Genomic DNA, 16234 nt, shown 5'->3' on the forward strand with positions numbered 1-16234 from the left:
AAACACGCCCTTGTTGGCGGGCTTGCCAGAAGTCTGTCCTGATTTTGCAGTGTTAATCAAGAGCCTGTCGCGTTTTGGCGTTGCGGCAGAAAGAGACAAGGGGGGAGACATTTCGCGCACTGGATGCTGCGGGTGCGAAATGATACCCCTCCGCAACCCAAAACCAACGTGGGAAGAAGATGAGCGCGAACCTCCAGACCAAGGCCATCACGGCCGAAGATATCCGCGCCCGAAAGGGCCAGGATCCCATCGTCAGCCTGACAGCCTATACCACCCCGATGGCCGGGCTGATGGATGACACATGCGATTTCGTTCTGGTGGGGGATAGTGTCGGCATGGTGCTGCATGGGCTGCCCTCGACTCTGGGCGTCACCATGGAGATGATGATCCTGCACGGTCAGGCGGTGGCGCGCGGGCTGAAACGGGCGCTGATGGTGATCGACATGCCTTTTGGCAGCTACGAGGAAGGCCCGGCACAGGCCTTTGGCAATGCGGCGCGGCTGATGCGCGAAACCGGTGCTGGCGCGGTCAAGCTGGAAGGCGGGGTCGAGATGGCCGAGACCATCCGGTTCCTGGTCAAACGCGGCATCCCGGTGATGGCGCATATCGGTCTGACGCCGCAGTCGATCAACACGCTGGGCGGTTACAAGGTGCAGGGCCGCGATGAGCAGGCAGAAGCGGTGATTGCCGATGCCCACGCCGTTGCCGAGGCTGGCGCCTTTGCCGTGGTGCTGGAAAAGGTGCCGCAGGTCCTGGCCGATCAGATCACCGCAGAGATCGTCATTCCGACTATTGGTATCGGCGCCTCGGCAGGCTGCGACGGGCAGGTTCTGGTGCTGGATGACATGCTGGGCATGTTCGCCGCCTTCAAACCGAAGTTTGTCAAACGCTATGCTGATCTTGGCCCCATGGCCGAGGCCGCGATCAAGGAATACGCGACCGAGGTGCGCAGCCGTAGCTTCCCGGCGGCTGAACATGTTTTCGCGGATGCGGCGCCCGGCGCCAAGAAGGGCTGACCAATACGATGACTGCTCCTATTCTGCGCCGCCTTGCGGATCTGCGCGAACAACATGCCACCTGGATCCGCGCTGGTGAACTCGTCGGTGTCGTACCCACGATGGGCGCCCTGCACGCCGGCCACCTGTCGCTGGTCGAGGCGGCCAAGGCAGCCTGTGACCGGGTCATCGTGACCATTTTCGTGAACCCGCGGCAATTCAACAGCCCCGAGGATCTGGCCAAATACCCGCGCACCGAACAGGCGGATGCCGAAAAACTCGCGCCGTTCGATGTCGATGTGGTCTATGTACCGGACCCCGATCAGATCTATCCCGATGGCTATGCCACCTCGGTCTCGGTCGAAGGTATCACAGACGTTCTGGAGGGCACCTTCCGGCCCGGACATTTCGATGGTGTTGCCACCGTTGTGGCCAAGCTTTTCCTGCAGACCGGCGCCCACAAGGCGTTTTTCGGCGAAAAGGATTTCCAGCAGCTGATGGTGGTGCGCCGCATGGCGCGGGACCTCGATATCCCGATCGAAGTCGTAGGCTGCCCCACCGTACGCGAAGACTCTGGTCTTGCCATGTCCTCGCGCAATATGCGCCTGTCGGCGGAGGCTTTGGACAAGGCCGGTCGGCTTTATCCCGTCATGACGGGCTGCGCGGGTCGACTGGCTGCCGGGGAAACCTTCGACCAGATCGAGCCAGAGGCGCGCGCCGCCCTGCAGGCCGCGGGTTTTGGTGAGGTCGAGTATCTGGACCTGCGCTGCGCTGACACTCTGGCACCGCTGCAAACCCCAACCCGGCCTGCGCGGCTCCTGGTGGCGGCATGGCTCGATGGGGTGCGGCTGATCGACAATATCGCGGTTCCGCAACTAAGTGATTAGTCGGGTCTGGTCGCGCTAACACTTTTGCGTCTAAAGTCTGCCCTCAGAAGACAGGAGAGAGGGCAGGAGATGAGTTTTATTCTGGCGATCGACCAGGGCACGACCTCGACGCGGGCGATTTTGTTCGACGGGGACATGCAGGTCGCCCATACCGCGCAGCAGGAGTTCCCGCAGTATTTCCCGCAGGCCGGCTGGGTGGAACATGACCCCGAAGAAATCTGGTCCTCCACGCTGGAGGTCTGTCGCCGGGTGATCTCGGAACAGGGCATCTCGGCATCTGATATCACCGCCATCGGCATCACCAATCAGCGCGAAACCACGGTGGTCTGGGACCGGGAAACCGGCCAGCCCATCCACAAGGCCATCGTCTGGCAGGACCGCCGCACCTCGGCGATCTGCGAAGAGCTGCGGACCGCCGGGCATGGCGATCTGGTACACAAGACGACGGGTCTGCTGCTTGATCCCTATTTTTCCGGCACCAAGGTCAAGTGGATCCTCGACACTGTGCCCGGCGCCCGCAGCCGCGCGGCCGAGGGCAAGCTGATGTTCGGCACCGTGGACAGTTTCCTGATCTGGCGGTTGACCGGCGGCGCCGCCCATGTGACCGATGCCACCAATGCTGCGCGCACGCTGATGTATGACATCCGCGAAGGCGGCTGGAGCGCCGAGATCTGTGAGGTCCTGGATGTGCCAATGCAGATGCTGCCCGAGGTCAAGGACTGCGCCGCAGACTTCGGCATCGCTGCGGCCGAGCATTTCGGCGCTGAAATCCCGATCCTCGGCGTGGCGGGGGATCAGCAGGCGGCCACCATCGGTCAGGCCTGTTTCCAACCCGGCATGATGAAATCCACCTATGGCACCGGTTGTTTTGCATTGCTCAATACCGGCGCGACGCCGGTCGAATCCCGCAACCGGATGCTGACCACCATCGCCTATCAGCTGGATGGCCAGCCGACCTACGCGCTGGAAGGATCGATCTTCATCGCGGGCGCAGCGGTGCAATGGCTGCGCGACGGGCTGGGCATCATCGGCTCGGCGCAGGAAACCGGTGGGCTGGCGGCCTCGGCAGACCCCGGGCAGGACGTGATCCTGGTGCCGGCCTTCACCGGTCTTGGTGCGCCCTATTGGGAGCCCGACTGCCGCGGCGGCATGTTCGGCCTCACCCGCAACTCTGGCCCGGCGGAATTCGCCCGTGCCGCCTTGCAAAGCGTCGCCTATCAGACCCGCGATCTGTGGGAGGCGATGCGCGCCGACTGGCAGGAGGCTGCCGAAGACAGCGTCACCCTGCGCGTCGATGGCGGGATGAGCGCCAGCGACTGGACCATGCAAAGCCTGTCGGACATCCTGGGCGCCCCGGTCGACCGGCCGGTAATGCAGGAAACCACGGCGCTGGGCGCGGCCTGGCTGGCGGGCATGAAGGCCGGTATTTATCCCGACCAGAGCGGCTTTGCCGCAACCTGGGCCCGGGATCGCCAGTTCACACCCGCGATGGAGGCGGACCAGAGAGAGGCCGCCTACGGTCGCTGGAAACGGGCGGTGCAGGCGGTGATCGGCGTCTGATCCTGCGGGTCAAACCCGCGCCGATTCGGGTCAAGGGCCGCTCTAGCGGCCCCGCCGCAGGCGGGGGCACCCTTGAGGCGACTCGGCGCAGTCCCAAACTGGAACAGGCGCTTTCAGGGCAGACCTGCCCCTGAAACGCTTCTCAGCAAAACCTGTCGCGGCGCACATCGTGCGCCGCCGGGCCCAACGCAGACCGCGTCATCTTTGATGACACGGGAAAGCGGCGGGAGCGCCCCTGTAGCAGCCGAGGTGGTTCAGCCCAGCTGCGCGCCTTCGGCTATCGTGCGGGGACGGGCGTTCAGCTCCTCGATGCTGAAGCCGGCGATGGATTTGTACTTCGCCGCATGGGCGGCCAGATCCTCCATGGGGATCACATCCTCGACGGTCTCGAAATCGCCGCCACAGAGATCCTCGACCATCTGCAGCACCGCATCCGGTCCGCCGGCGCTGCGGTTGGCGAGGCCGACGTTGGTGGTCAGCGGGCGCACCGCCGCCTCATAGGCTTCCAGCGCGGCAGGGGTCAGCCCGTGCCGCAGCAGTTCGGCGCCGATCAGGCGGGCATCAAGAATGGCCTGGCTCGCCCCATTCGAGCCGACAGGATAGGTCGGATGTGCCGCATCGCCCATCAACGTCACTGATCCGTCGGTCCATTTCGGCAACGGATCGCGGTCCACCATCGGGTATTCAAAAACCACATCAGCGCCGCGGATCAGGCCGGGTACGTCGATCCAGTCGAATGTCCAGTCCTCGAAATCGCCGACGAAATCCTCGATATCCGCCGCGCGGTTCCAGTCTTCCTTCTTCCAGGCGGCACTCGGATCAAAGCTTTTCTCGGCGATCCAGTTGATCGTTGCCAGACCGTCGCTGCCGGGGTCCGAAATCGGATAGGCCACCATGCGCAGGGCGTTGTGGCCGATCATCACCATGGCGCCGCCACCGCTCCAGACCGGGGCTTGCGTCGTGGCGCGCCACAGGATCCGGCCGTTCCAGATCGGCTCGCCTTCGTTCGGGTACATCTGTTTACGCAGGGCCGAGTGGATGCCGTCGGCCGCAATCAGCAACCGTCCCTCAAGACGCCGCCCATCGTCGAGCAAAAGCACGGCGCCCTCGGGTGTGGTTTCAAAGCCGGTGGCGCGGGCACCGGTCGAAATGCATTCTGCCCCGGCGCGGGCCACCAGCGCCTCATAAAGCATCATCTGTAGGGCGCCCCGATGCACCGAATACTGCGGCCAGGCATAGCCCGCATCCATGCCGCGCGGCTCTTCCCAGATGGTCTTGCCCAGCTTGGTGTAGAACCCCAGCTGCCGGGTGCGCACGCCAATGGCATCGAGTTCTTTTTCCAGCCCCAGATCCAAGAGTTCCCGCACCGCATTGGGTTGCAGGTTGATGCCAACCCCCATCGGTTTCAGCTCGGGCGCGGATTCGCAGATGTGAAAGGGCACACCGATCTGGTGCAGCGTCAATCCAAGTGTCAGGCCGGCAATACCGCCACCTGCGATGAGAAGGGTCATTCCGCGTTTCTCCTGTTCGGTCTGGTGCCCTAGAAAACATGCTTCATCTGATCAGAGCAAGTGCGCGCTGACTCACCCCGAAGGCACAGACCCGGGCCCCGGTCTGTGCAGGCTCAATCCTGAGCGGCGATGATCAGATCGGGGCCAAAGATGACATCGGCGTAGTTGCCAAGATAGATCTTCAGCCAAGGGGTAAACCGGTCGGGGTGGCGCTGCACCTCTGCGATCAGGTCGTGATAGTCGATCCAGCGCGTCTCCATCACCTCGTCCGGATTGGGTTCCAGATTCAGCGGCCGATGGGCGTGGGCCAGAAAGACATCGACCACCTCGTGTTCGATCATGCTGTGTCCGACATCGGCGCGGTATTCCAGCTGGTGGCGGAATTCGGGATAAAGGCCGGTGATGCCCAGCTCTTCGCCCATGCGACGCACGGCGCAGGCGGAGGAGGCCTCATCCCACATCGGATGGGTGCAGCAGGTGTTCGCCCACAGCCCGGGGGTGTGATATTTGCCCATGGCGCGGCGCTGCATCAGGATTTCGGTGCCTTTTACGACGAAGACCGACACTGCCTTGTGCTTCAGCCCCTGTTCATGGGCCGCCAGCTTTTCCACCGGTGTCAGTTCGCCGTTCACCCAGGCCGGGATCGGATGAGTCATCGCGGGTTCAGGTCCGTTTCAATTCCCGTCAGCGGCTTTGGACAGGGGTCCGCTCACCGCATCTTCAATTCGTTATTCGCAAACACGATCAAGCGCAATTACGCGAAAGGCCGCGCCCCTTGGGCCGCGGCCTGTAGTGATTAAATCCGCGCCTATCGCTTATTCAGAGGCGGCGGGTCCGTGCGAGGCCAGGAAGGCATAGATGTCTTCGCCGCCTTTTTTCAGCTTGAAGGACATTTTCGATTTCGCGCCGCTGTCGTCCAGATATTCGCGCAGGAAGGCACGGGGATCGTGGGTGAAGGCGACAAAGTTCTCTTCGGTCCAGACCAGGCCTGCTTCTCCGGCGGCGGTCATGTCGCTACCGTATTTGAAACCTTCGTAGCTGCCTGCCGGACGACCAGCGACACCCCAGAGGTTCGGCCCGGTCTTGCCGCCCTTGACGATGGTTTCGCCGCTGTCCGAGACGACCATGTGGCAGGATTTGCATTTCTTGAATCCCTTTTCGCCCTTGGCGGCATCGCCTTCGGCGAAGGCGGGGACGGCGAGAAGGCCAATTACGGCGGCGGACATCAGACGTTTCATATGCTTGCTCCAATTTGAGTTGGCTGTAGGGAATACGAGGTCTTTGGGGCGCATAGTCAATGGACGTTTTGACGCGCCGCCCCAAGTTCGCGTGATCTTGCTACTGCGACGGGGTGCCGGGCGCACCGCTCCAGCAGGGCAAAAGGTCGCCGTCGGCGGGCTCTGCGTTATAGATTGCACGACCGATGGCGCGGCTGAGGCACAGCGCCGCAGCATGGCCGATCTGGCCCAATTCGGCCTCGGGCGATGCCAGAGGGCGGGCGCCGGTGGTGGCGGCAAAGACCAGATCGCCATCGCCCGGCGCATGGGCCGGAACGGTGGCACGGCCAATGCCGTCATGGGCGGCGGTGGCCATGCGCTGGCACTGCGCCTTGGTCAGATCGGCGTCGGTGGCGACGATTGCAATGGTGGTGTTGCCGCGCTCCTCAGGGATTGGTTCGGCCCCGGCCTGCGCCCGCATAGTCTGCATCTTGCGGCTTTTCAGCGCCTGACCCAATCCACCCCTCGGGTCCGGTCCCAGACCGCCGAACTCGCCATCCACCTCAAACGGGGCGGCCCAGAAATGGCGATCCCCCGGCGTGGTCACGGCGCCCATCGGGTTGGCCGCGACAAGGGCACCAACGGTGACACCGCTGTCCAGCACGAAGGAGGCCGAGCCAAGCCCACCCTTGACCATGGCGGTCAGTGCGCCGGTGCCTGCCCCGGCGGTGCCGATGGCAAACTCCTCACTTGCGGCCTCGAACGCGGCGCGGCCAAGGGCGCGATAGGGGTTGTCCTGCCAGTCCTTGTTGCCGCCGTTCAGCAGGTCAAAGATGATGGCGCCGGGCACCAGCGGGATCACCGCTGGTCCGAGTTGGAACCCCCGGCCCGCCGCGCGCAGCGCATCCACCACGCCGGAACAGGCATCAAGGCCAAAGGCAGAGCCGCCCGACAGCACCAGCGCGTCGATCTTGGCGACCGATTTGTCGGGCGCCAGAAGATCGGTTTCCCGCGTGCCCGGCGCCCCGCCCATGACATGGACCGAGGCCGTCAGGCCGTCCTTGGCCGTCAGCACCGTGGTGCCTGATTTCAGGTCATCATCCGCTGCATTGCCGACCAGTAGGCCGGGCACGTCGGTGATCAGGTTGCGGGGTCCGGGACGCATGGCGGCTCTCCTGACGTGTCGTTTCCGAGTGGTGTTTACGAAGGGTCAGATGCAGCGACCGCCGTCCACTTCCATGGCGACACCGGTGACCATGCTGGCCTCGTCCGAGCACAGGAAACAGGCGGCATTGCCCATGTCCTCGGGCGTGGAGAACCGGCCCAGCGGGATGGTCGACAGGAACTTGGCGCGCACCTCGGGAGTGTCCTCGCCCATGAAGGATTTCAGCAGCGGCGTTTCACCGGCCACCGGGTTGATCGCGTTGACGCGCACGCCGCTGGGGGCCAGCTCCACCGCCATGGTGCGGGTCGCGGTGATCATCCAGCCCTTTGAGGCATTATACCAGTTGAGGTTGGGGCGCGGCGACACGCCGGCCGTGGAGGCAACATTGAGGATGGCGCCGGTTTTGCGGCTCTTCATGTGCGGCACCAGGGCGCGGGCGGTCAGGTAGACCGATTTCATGTTCACGTTGAACACCCGGTCAAAATCTTCCTCTGACACCTCATCCAGTGGGGTCGGCAGGTGTGTGACACCGGCATTGTTGACCAGAATGTCCACCTTGCCAAAGGCGGTCAGCGCAGCCTCTGCCATGGCATTGACGGATGCACCGTCCGCAACGTCGACCGCCTGCGCGATGGCATTCGTGCCCAGATCCGCCGCCATGGCGGCTGCGGCATCACCGTTGATGTCCGCAATCATCACCTTGGCCCCTTCGGCCAGAAACTTTTCTACAATGCCCGCGCCAAATCCCGAGGCACCACCCGTGACAATCGCTGTTTTTCCTGCAAGCCGCATATTCGTTATCTCCCAAATCTCGTTTTGATAGCTTTAACAGCGATTTGGGCAGGTGCAATGCGAGATCAGTCCGGGTCGATCTTGCCACGGCCGGCCTTGATCTGGCCACGTTGTTTCTTGGCCTCCAGGCGGCGGCGCACCGAGCCGCGTGTCGGTTTGGTGGCGATCCGCCGTTTTGGGGCCACCAGCGCCTGGCGCACCAGATCAGCGAGCCTGTCGCGCACGATATCGCGGTTGCGCTGCTGCGAGCGGGTTTCGTCGCAATGCAGGATAATGGCGCCTTCCTTGGTCCAGCGCCGCCCGGCCAGACGTTTCAGGCGCGCCTTGACCGCCGGTGTCAGCGAGGGCGAGCGCGCGGCTTCGAAGCGCAGTTCGACGGCGGTGGCCACTTTGTTCACGTTCTGTCCACCCGGCCCAGAGGCGCGGATGAAGCTTTCGGTGATTTCCCAGTCCTGCAGGGCGATATCGTTGTCGATCCGTATCATAACGGGCAGAGCCTACAGCGGCTTGCAGCAAGGTAAAAGGCGGCAAGGTAAAAGGGCCGCCCCTTGCGGGACGGCCCTTCGAAAGTTTTCAGGAGGTCGGGTCGGTTAGATCTGCATCTTGCAGGCCAGCCGATAGGACCACACGGCAAAGGGCTGCCTCAGCAGGCGGACCCTCCGGTTGTTCCAACACCTTGCTCCAATACCTTTCTTGACACTGGATCACCTCCTTTACATTTCTGTTTCCGTTACCAATGAGCGTTGCACGGAATGTCCGATCTGCCAAACAAAAATTGCGGCAATCGGGAAAAGGCGGCGAAGCGTGTCTGATTTCTTGGCAGGTGGCCCTTTGGGGCGATCCCTACAGGGTTGGGACCGCAGTGAGCCGTTTGACGATCAGCCGGAAGGGGATCAGCGCCAGCAGCGCCAGCGCCAGTTTCACCATCCAGTCTGCCAGGGCGAGCGAGACCCAGAGCGGCGCCACCGGACCGCTGCCCAGCAGCGGCAGCATTTCACCGGCCCAGGAGACGTCATTGGCCGGTTCGATCCAGCTGAGCGTGCCGGAAAAGGCGACGCTGAAGAAGATCGCGGTATCGACGCTGGAGCCAACCAGGGTCGAGGCCAGCGGCGCACGCCACCATTTGCCACCCCGCAGGGCGGAAAAGACCGAGATATCCAGCAATTGCGCGGTGAGGAAGGCAAGGCCCGAGCCAATCGCGATGCGCAGGGTCACCAGCGGGCCGAATTCGCCCATGATCTGAGTGCCGATCAGCGAGCAGATCACCCCGACGACGAAACCGGCCAGAACCACCCGGCGCGCCGGACCCTTGCCATAGACGCGGTTCATCACATCGGTGACGAGAAAGGCGACAGGATAGGTGAAGGCGCCCCAGGTCAGCCATTGGCCGAACAGGAATTGCACCAGGATGTTGGAGGCCACAACGACGGCGGCCATGGCAAGAATGCCGGGAAAATAGGAACGTGTCATGTAACTGGTCCGTTTTGACAAGGTAGCGGAGACTTGTGGAATGTACCCGGCGCAGGGCGATTGCGCTAAGGATCGGGCCAGTTAGTCCTTTTTGACGCTTTTGGCAAGACAGGGGAGGCTCCCGCCCGCCGGTGAGACATCACAGATGTCCCCCCGCCCGTTGGGCTGGGCAGCGTGCAGGGCACGCTGCGGGCGCGTCCTTTTGCGCGGTGGCATGCGGCAGCAGCCGGGGTCAATCAGGTAGGCTGTATTCCACCAGTTCCGTGCGCTGCACTGACAGGAAGTTATCGTCAGAGACCATCGTTGCGCGCAAGATCCCCGCTGCGTCGCGCCAGATTGACACCCCTTCGAGATTATCGTGGGTGCCGAGCGCGGTCTGCAGCAGGGTGGTTTCGTTCTGCGGCCCGTCCTCGGTTATATCCCAGCGCCGCAGGCGGGAGCGGAAGCCGAAGAACAGGAAGTTCCGCTCCAGCAGGTAGAACCGCCCGTCGGGGCCGAAATCCGCCCCCACCGGCATGAACCGCCCGCGCCGGGGCAGGCTGAAAGGTTGGCTCCAGCGGCTGCCGTTCCATTTCCAGACCGGCAGGTCGCCGTCCTTGTCCGGGGCGTTTTCCGGCAGGGTGTAAAGGTGACCGCCGCCGTCTATGGCCAGCGCCTCCAGCGCCTTGTTGGCGGGCATCTGGCGGAAGGCGTTGGGGCGGGGCAGGACCTCCGCCCGGCTGCCTCCACGCTGGTGATGCGCCACGCGCGACACCCCTTCGAAGGAGATATAAAGGCTGCCATCGGGGGCAACGGCCAGCCCTTCGCTGTCGACGATGCGTCCTTGCAGGATACGCCCGGTCGAGGCTCGCAGGCTGCGTCTTTTGGTGACGCGCGCCGAGGTGATCCTGCCCTCTGTACGATTGATCCGGGCCCTCACCAGATGCGCCCGGTCGCTGAGCAGGATCATGGAGCGACCATCCTTGCCCATCTCAATGCCTGAAAAGCCGCCGAACCAGGGTTTTTCGGGCTGCACCGGGGGCGCCCAGGTATAGCTGCCGATCAGCCGCGCCTCAGCCGACACTCGCCCGGCCCGGGCGCCCGCGTAGGTCGCCACGGCCAGCGCAGCTGCGGCCATGAGGGCAAGGCTTAATCTGATTGCAGGACTGCGGCGCATTGCCGGGGCAGATCCTTCATCGTGTAGTCGCGGCGCGGCTTGGGCTTTGGCGCATTGGGATCGCGCGGCTTGGGCGGCGGCGGGTTCAGGATGTCATCGACCCATTTCTGCGCATCGGCGCAGCCATCGCCGCGCGGGGGCGGGTTCTGATCGACGCAGCCGCGTGCGCCGCGTGGACAGTTGAGCCGCACGTGGAAATGATAGTGATGGCCCCACCAGGGGCGGATCTTGCGCAACCAGCGCCGGTCGCCCTTGGCATCCTTGCACATCTGAACCTTGGCGCCGGGAAAGACAAAGATCCGCGCCACGCGTTTGTCGCTGGCGGCGGCCTTGAGGATCTCGTGGTGCTGACGGGTCCAGTCACTGTTCACAAAGGCGCCCTTGGCCCGGCGCATGGAGATCGAGGAGACCTTTTCGCGCTGGGCGCGGCTGAGGTTCAGCCGGTCCGGCGGACGCATCCAGATGTCGATATCAAGGCCAATCTGGTGGCTGCGGTGGCCGGACAGCATCGGGCCGCCGCGCGGCTGGCTGATGTCACCGATATAAAGCCCCTTCCAGCCCGGTTGTCGGGCCGCGAATGTGCTAAGGTCACGGATGAAATCGACGGTCTCGGGGTGGCCCCAGTTGCGGTTGCGCGACAGGCGCATGGCCTGCCATGTCGGGCCGGTTTCCGGCAGTTGCACGGCCCCCGCGACGCAGCCCTTGGCATAAGAGCCAAGCGGTGCAGGCCGTTGCTGGGATCCGACCGCCTTGGCGCCGAACAGTTGCTTGGCCGGGGTTTCCGCCGCAACTGGCCCGATCAGACCGGCAATCGCGACAAGCGTTGCAAACAGCAGTCTCACGTCTGGTCTCCCTCGGCCTCAACCCATTTCAACAGAATCAAGCCTAGAACAAAAAGTCCGATGACGGGAGTGATACCAAGTCGGGCGCTGCCGGTGATTGTGGTTGCAATGCCGATCAGCGCGGGCGCGAGGAAAGCAGTCGCGCGCCCGGAAAGCCCATAAAGTCCAAAGCTTTCCGTGGCTTTGGCGAGATCCGTGTGGCGCACCATCAGGCTGCGGCTGGCGGATTGCAGGATTCCGCCGAAACCGCCGATCAGAACGCCGCAGCCAAAAAATACGGCATCGGGCAGGGAGGAACCTTCGGATAGTGCGACGCCAAAGAACTGCTCCCGCGACATGGAGACCACGGTAATGCAGACCAGCGCCAGCACCAGAATGGCGACGATGATCACCGGCTTGGGACCATGGCGTTTGTCCGCCTTGCCGCCCAGCCAGCTGAACAGGGCCGCCGAGATCGCGGCGATGATGCCAAAGATGCCGATATTGGTGATCGACCAGTCCAGAACCAGGCTCGCATAGACACCGCCAAAGGCATAAAGCCCGTTGAGCGCATCCCGGTAAAGCATCGAGGAGACGAGGTAACTGGTCAGGCTGGCGCGGTGGCGCAGCCCGGCCACCAGATTGATTACCATCCGAACCGCCCGGCCCATGCTGCCACGCTGACCGGTGGCGTGATTGTCATGCACCCACAGGAAATAGGGAACCATGAAGACGGCGAACCAGGTGGCGGTCACCGGGCCGACGGCGCGGGTCCCCTCTTTTGCTTCGGCATCAAGCCCCAGAATGGGATCAAGCCCGATCAGGGTCTTGCCGTTGCCTTGCTCCACGAACAGCAGCAGCATGATAAAGAGCGCGATCACCCCGCCGAGATAGCCAAAGGCGAAACCGGAGCCGGAGATGGCGCCGACCTCTTCCTTGCTGCCCATCGACGGCAATTGCGCGTTGACGAAGATCAGGGCGAATTCAGCGCCGATAAAGCCAAAGCCGAAGCTGATCAGCATCCACCACAGGTTGCTGCCTGCCGGGTCCATGTACCAAAGTCCCCAAGCGCCGATCAGGTACATCATGGAAAACACCATGATCCAGGGCATCTTGCGCCCCGAAATATCTGCCAGTGCGCCCAGAAACGGCGCACCAAAGCCGATGAGCAGCCCGGTCACGGTCATGCCGATGGACCAGATCGTCTGCGCCTGCGCCTTGGCGGCTTCCTCGGCCAGCCCCTGGCCCAGAAAATGCTGCGCGGCAACGGCGGCAAAGAAGGGGCCAAAGACAAAGGTTACAAGCAGCGTGTGATAGGGCTGGCTGGCCCAATCAAAGAACCACCACCCCCAGATCCGCTTTTTCTGTGACACCTCAGCCATGTCGCCCATCCCCCCGACCTTTTGTTGTTGCCGATAAGACAGGTGCTGGCATTACGAAGCAAGCCCATCCTGCGTCTCTGCCATCGGTGGCCAGGGGCGTGTGGCATCAGCCTGACACCAGGCTGCGATCCACTCGGGCATTGTCGGGGTTTCGGCGTCCCCCTGACCGACGGCCGCCAGCACCTTTGTCGGGGGGACGATGCCCTTTGCGTCCGTGACGGCGGTGCGCAGCATCACGTGGCTGGCGCATTCGCCGTTCTTTTTCCACATGGATTGCTCCAGATAGATGAACTTGTCGTCCCAGGCCACGGCGCGGCTGCGCATCTCGAAGCGTTCAAAGCCCCGGATACGGCGGCGGAAGCGCACCGAGGTGCCCGCCACGGTCATCCCCCAACGGTTCTGGCGCAGCGCGCCAATCAGCCCGACGCGCTGCGCCAGCATGGTGCGCCCCAGATCATAAAGGGTCATCGCGCGGCCGTTGTTCAGCTCCAGCCAGATATCCAGATCCCAGGGCCAGCAGATATGGCTGGAGCGGTGCACGGCCGTGAGCGGCAGGGGTTCCATGCGGCTGGCGACAAACAGATCTTTCAGCAGGCGGACGATGGGAAACATGGGCGGTCTTTCCTTTGCGATGTGCCCGTGTTGCCACCCATTTACCGCCCGTCAACCGCAACCTCGCGGAAGCCTTGCGCATCTGCACCCGGCTGCTTACCTGTTACGCTGGCTAACATAGGGGAATAGGATGTTATCGCTGTTTCAAATCCTGCTTTTGATCCTGGACATCGTCTGGTTCTTCATCATCGCGCATGTGATCATGAGCTGGCTGATCAATTTCCAGGTCTTGAACCTGAACCAGCAGTTCGTGGCGCAGATCTGGTATGGTCTCAACCGCATCCTTGAGCCCCTTTATGCGCCGATCCGCCGCCTGCTGCCCAATATGCAGGGGATCGATCTGGCGCCGCTTCTGGTGCTGATCGCGGTCTATGCGCTGCGCATCATCATCCAGAACAACATGATGATGTTCTACTGATCCGGTCTGGCCTGGCCGTGAGGCCGGGCAGCGCCTGTTCGGTGCGCCATGTTCGCGGATTAGACCGGTGATTTAACTGGGCGGCCTCTTGCCGCCCGATTCCTCCTGTGGGATTGTGTGCCAAATCCGAGCAGACACTCCCTTGAGGCCCTCCCTTTGATGACGCAGACGACAGACCTGCCACAGGCGACCCCGCTGCTGCGCGATATTTTCGGTTTTGATGCCTTCCGCCCCGGACAGGAAGAGATCGTCGATGCGGTGACCGCAGGCGAAAACGTTCTGGCCATCATGCCGACGGGTGGCGGTAAATCCCTGTGCTTCCAATTGCCTGCCCTGATGCGCGATGGGGTCACGGTGGTGATCTCGCCGCTGATCGCCCTGATGCGTGATCAGGTGCGCGCCTTGCAGGAAGCTGGGGTTGCCGCCGGTGCGCTCACCTCGGGCAATACCGAAGAAGAGACCGAGGCCGTCTGGGAGGCGATCGAGGCGGGGCGGCTGAAGCTTTTGTACATGGCGCCGGAACGGCTCGCTTCGGGGGCGGCGATGGGGATGCTGCGGCGTATCGGTGTTTCGTTGATCGCGGTGGATGAGGCGCATTGCGTCAGCCAGTGGGGCCATGATTTCCGTCCCGATTACCTGCGCATCGGCGAGCTGCGCCAGGCGCTGGGCGTGCCACTGGCGGCTTTTACCGCGACGGCGGATCAGGAAACCCAGGAAGAGATCGTTCAGAAGCTGTTCGATGGACAGGCGCCGCGCGCCTTCCTGCGCGGCTTTGACCGGCCCAATATTCACCTTGCCTTTGGCACCAAGGACAGCCCGCGCCGTCAGATCCTCGGCTTTGCTGCCGCCCGCAAGGGGCAATCGGGGATCGTCTATTGCGGCACAAGGGCCAAGACCGAGGCGCTGGCCGCCGCGCTGCGCGAAGAGGGCCATGTTGCCTGTCACTACCACGGTGGCATGGAGGCCGAGGACCGGCGCATCGTGGAAACCCGCTTTGCCCGCGAGGATGGGTTGATTGTGGTGGCCACGGTGGCCTTTGGCATGGGCATCGACAAGCCCGACATCCGCTGGGTTGCCCATGCGGATCTGCCCAAAAGCATCGAGGCCTATTATCAGGAAATCGGCCGCGCGGGCCGCGATGGCGCGCCTGCGGAAACCCTGACCCTTTTCGGGCCCGAGGACATCCGCCTGCGCCGCAGCCAGATCGACGAAGGCATGGCGCCGCCGGAACGCCGCGCTGCGGATCATGCGCGGCTGAACGCCCTGCTGGGGCTGGCCGAGGCGCTGAAATGCCGCCGTCAAAACCTTCTGTCCTATTTCGGCGAAACGGCAGAGCCCTGCGGCAACTGCGATCTTTGCGACAATCCGGTGGAGGTCTTTGACGGCACCACGGCGGTGCGCAAGGCGCTGTCGGCGATCCTGCGCACGCAGGAAACCTATGGCGCTGGGCATCTGATCGACATCCTGCGCGGGACCGAAACCGACCGGGTGCGGGCCAAACGCCATGATGAGCTGTCGGTCTTTGGCTGCGGCAAGGAATACGCCAAGGGCCAGTGGCAGGCGGTGTTCCGGCAGATGATGGGGCACGATCTGGTGCGCCCGGACCCCGAGCGACACGGCGCGCTGCGTATGACCGATGCGGCCCTGCCGGTGCTGCGCGGCGAGGCCGGGATCGAGTTGCGCAAGGATACCATCAAGACCGCTGACAGGCGCCCGGCAGTGAAGGCGCTGGTCTCGGACGAGGACGCGCCGCTCTTGTCGGCGCTGAAGGCAAAGCGCCGGGCGCTGGCCGAGGCGCAAAAGGTCCCCGCCTATGTGATCTTCCCGGATCGCACCCTGATCGAGATGGCTGAACAGCGGCCCGAAACGCTGGATCAGATGGCCCGCATCAGCGGCGTCGGCGCCAAAAAACTGGACCGATATGGCGATGAATTCCTGAGCGTGATCACCGGCGCCGTGGAACAGATGCACCCGCAGCGGCGCAAACTGGCGACACGGGAGGGGGCGGGGTCTTTGTACGATGCATTGCTTGAGGTTCAGGGGCAGCTGGCGCGGGGGGAATGCGGCACGCTTAAACCGCTCAGCTGCTCGGCCTCGCTGCTGGCCAAGGTGGCCCAGATGCGGCCGGGCGATGAGGCGGGGCTGGAGCGGCTTCTGGGGGAGCGCCGCGCGGAACGTTTCGCGGCGGCGTTTCTGGACGTCTTGCGCGGCGCGGGCTAAGTCTGGCCCAGAACAGAGCGAGGATGAC

Annotated in this window: 16 protein-coding genes; 5 read left to right on the forward strand and 11 right to left on the reverse strand. The window is 63.5% G+C overall.

What is annotated here, in order from left to right:
• Window positions 1-179: 179 nt before the first annotated feature.
• The 3 genes from panB to glpK all read left to right on the forward strand — a co-directional run bounded on the left by panB (window position 180) and on the right by glpK (window position 3442).
• Window positions 180-1016 (forward strand): 3-methyl-2-oxobutanoate hydroxymethyltransferase, encoded by an 837-nt coding sequence (panB, locus tag SM765_RS15680; RefSeq protein WP_274837925.1) that lies wholly within the window; start codon window positions 180-182, stop codon window positions 1014-1016.
• 8 nt (window positions 1017-1024) lie between these two features.
• On the forward strand, window positions 1025-1882 hold the full coding sequence (panC, locus tag SM765_RS15685; RefSeq protein WP_274837926.1) for a pantoate--beta-alanine ligase: 858 nt from the start codon (window positions 1025-1027) through the stop codon (window positions 1880-1882).
• A 69-nt stretch (window positions 1883-1951) separates the two neighbouring features.
• Entirely contained in the window at window positions 1952-3442 is a 1491-nt protein-coding gene (gene glpK / locus SM765_RS15690; protein ID WP_065272220.1) for a glycerol kinase GlpK, read from the forward strand.
• A gap of 254 nt (window positions 3443-3696) precedes the next feature.
• Here glpK and SM765_RS15695 read toward each other — a convergent pair whose 3' ends face one another.
• From SM765_RS15695 to SM765_RS15745, 11 genes are all read right to left on the reverse strand, one after another.
• Window positions 3697-4953, reverse strand: a complete 1257-nt coding sequence (locus SM765_RS15695) for a flavin-dependent oxidoreductase (protein WP_274837927.1) — start codon at window positions 4951-4953, stop codon at window positions 3697-3699.
• A 113-nt stretch (window positions 4954-5066) separates the two neighbouring features.
• Window positions 5067-5609 carry an isopentenyl-diphosphate Delta-isomerase gene (gene idi / locus SM765_RS15700; RefSeq protein ID WP_274837928.1) on the reverse strand — a complete coding sequence of 181 codons (543 nt, stop codon included), beginning with the start codon at window positions 5607-5609 and terminating at the stop codon, window positions 5067-5069.
• A 159-nt stretch (window positions 5610-5768) separates the two neighbouring features.
• Complete coding sequence (locus tag SM765_RS15705) at window positions 5769-6191, reverse strand: c-type cytochrome (RefSeq protein WP_274829449.1); 423 nt, start codon at window positions 6189-6191, stop codon at window positions 5769-5771.
• A 100-nt stretch (window positions 6192-6291) separates the two neighbouring features.
• Window positions 6292-7335 carry a P1 family peptidase gene (locus SM765_RS15710; protein ID WP_274837929.1) on the reverse strand — a complete coding sequence of 348 codons (1044 nt, stop codon included), beginning with the start codon at window positions 7333-7335 and terminating at the stop codon, window positions 6292-6294.
• 45 nt (window positions 7336-7380) lie between these two features.
• A complete protein-coding gene (locus SM765_RS15715; RefSeq protein WP_274837930.1) occupies window positions 7381-8127 on the reverse strand; it encodes an SDR family oxidoreductase in 747 nt (248 codons plus the stop codon).
• 65 nt (window positions 8128-8192) lie between these two features.
• Window positions 8193-8612 (reverse strand): alternative ribosome rescue aminoacyl-tRNA hydrolase ArfB, encoded by a 420-nt coding sequence (arfB, locus tag SM765_RS15720; protein WP_065272226.1) that lies wholly within the window; start codon window positions 8610-8612, stop codon window positions 8193-8195.
• A 358-nt stretch (window positions 8613-8970) separates the two neighbouring features.
• Window positions 8971-9597 (reverse strand): queuosine precursor transporter, encoded by a 627-nt coding sequence (locus SM765_RS15725; protein WP_274837931.1) that lies wholly within the window; start codon window positions 9595-9597, stop codon window positions 8971-8973.
• Window positions 9598-9829: 232 nt separating this feature from the next.
• Window positions 9830-10753 (reverse strand): esterase-like activity of phytase family protein, encoded by a 924-nt coding sequence (locus tag SM765_RS15730; protein WP_274837932.1) that lies wholly within the window; start codon window positions 10751-10753, stop codon window positions 9830-9832.
• A complete protein-coding gene (gene mepA / locus SM765_RS15735) occupies window positions 10726-11586 on the reverse strand; it encodes a penicillin-insensitive murein endopeptidase (protein WP_274831758.1) in 861 nt (286 codons plus the stop codon). The genes SM765_RS15730 and mepA overlap by 28 nt, the downstream gene beginning before the upstream one ends.
• A gap of 5 nt (window positions 11587-11591) precedes the next feature.
• The gene (locus SM765_RS15740) at window positions 11592-12956 is read right to left on the reverse strand and encodes an MFS transporter (RefSeq protein WP_274837933.1); all 1365 of its coding nucleotides are present in this window, start codon (window positions 12954-12956) and stop codon (window positions 11592-11594) included.
• A 51-nt stretch (window positions 12957-13007) separates the two neighbouring features.
• Window positions 13008-13568: an acyl-CoA thioesterase gene (locus tag SM765_RS15745; protein ID WP_274837934.1), complete on the reverse strand. Its 561-nt coding sequence runs from the start codon at window positions 13566-13568 to the stop codon at window positions 13008-13010.
• A 130-nt stretch (window positions 13569-13698) separates the two neighbouring features.
• Between SM765_RS15745 and SM765_RS15750 the strand changes: the two genes are divergently transcribed.
• Both SM765_RS15750 and recQ read left to right on the forward strand, forming a co-directional pair.
• Window positions 13699-13986: a YggT family protein gene (locus SM765_RS15750; protein ID WP_065272230.1), complete on the forward strand. Its 288-nt coding sequence runs from the start codon at window positions 13699-13701 to the stop codon at window positions 13984-13986.
• A 159-nt stretch (window positions 13987-14145) separates the two neighbouring features.
• Window positions 14146-16206, forward strand: coding sequence for a DNA helicase RecQ (gene recQ / locus SM765_RS15755; protein ID WP_274837935.1), 2061 nt, complete (start codon window positions 14146-14148; stop codon window positions 16204-16206).
• The last annotated feature ends 28 nt before the right edge of the window (window positions 16207-16234 follow it).

The organism is Pseudophaeobacter sp. 1A09344, assembly GCF_041008745.1.
In the GTDB taxonomy this organism is placed as follows: domain Bacteria; phylum Pseudomonadota; class Alphaproteobacteria; order Rhodobacterales; family Rhodobacteraceae; genus Phycobacter; species Phycobacter gallaeciensis_A.

Excerpts from the sequence above, each read along its gene's own strand:
- panB (WP_274837925.1), top strand. The coding sequence starts at position 180 with ATGAGCGCGAACCTCCAGACCAAGGCCATCACGGCCGAAGATATCCGC.
- panC (WP_274837926.1), top strand. The coding sequence starts at position 1,025 with ATGACTGCTCCTATTCTGCGCCGCCTTGCGGATCTGCGCGAACAACAT.
- glpK (WP_065272220.1), top strand. The coding sequence starts at position 1,952 with ATGAGTTTTATTCTGGCGATCGACCAGGGCACGACCTCGACGCGGGCG.
- SM765_RS15695 (WP_274837927.1), bottom strand. The coding sequence starts at position 4,953 with ATGACCCTTCTCATCGCAGGTGGCGGTATTGCCGGCCTGACACTTGGA.
- idi (WP_274837928.1), bottom strand. The coding sequence starts at position 5,609 with ATGACTCATCCGATCCCGGCCTGGGTGAACGGCGAACTGACACCGGTG.
- SM765_RS15705 (WP_274829449.1), bottom strand. The coding sequence starts at position 6,191 with ATGAAACGTCTGATGTCCGCCGCCGTAATTGGCCTTCTCGCCGTCCCC.
- SM765_RS15710 (WP_274837929.1), bottom strand. The coding sequence starts at position 7,335 with ATGCGTCCCGGACCCCGCAACCTGATCACCGACGTGCCCGGCCTACTG.
- SM765_RS15715 (WP_274837930.1), bottom strand. The coding sequence starts at position 8,127 with ATGCGGCTTGCAGGAAAAACAGCGATTGTCACGGGTGGTGCCTCGGGA.
- arfB (WP_065272226.1), bottom strand. The coding sequence starts at position 8,612 with ATGATACGGATCGACAACGATATCGCCCTGCAGGACTGGGAAATCACC.
- SM765_RS15725 (WP_274837931.1), bottom strand. The coding sequence starts at position 9,597 with ATGACACGTTCCTATTTTCCCGGCATTCTTGCCATGGCCGCCGTCGTT.
- SM765_RS15730 (WP_274837932.1), bottom strand. The coding sequence starts at position 10,753 with ATGCGCCGCAGTCCTGCAATCAGATTAAGCCTTGCCCTCATGGCCGCA.
- SM765_RS15740 (WP_274837933.1), bottom strand. The coding sequence starts at position 12,956 with ATGGCTGAGGTGTCACAGAAAAAGCGGATCTGGGGGTGGTGGTTCTTT.
- SM765_RS15745 (WP_274837934.1), bottom strand. The coding sequence starts at position 13,568 with ATGTTTCCCATCGTCCGCCTGCTGAAAGATCTGTTTGTCGCCAGCCGC.
- SM765_RS15750 (WP_065272230.1), top strand. The coding sequence starts at position 13,699 with ATGTTATCGCTGTTTCAAATCCTGCTTTTGATCCTGGACATCGTCTGG.
- recQ (WP_274837935.1), top strand. The coding sequence starts at position 14,146 with ATGACGCAGACGACAGACCTGCCACAGGCGACCCCGCTGCTGCGCGAT.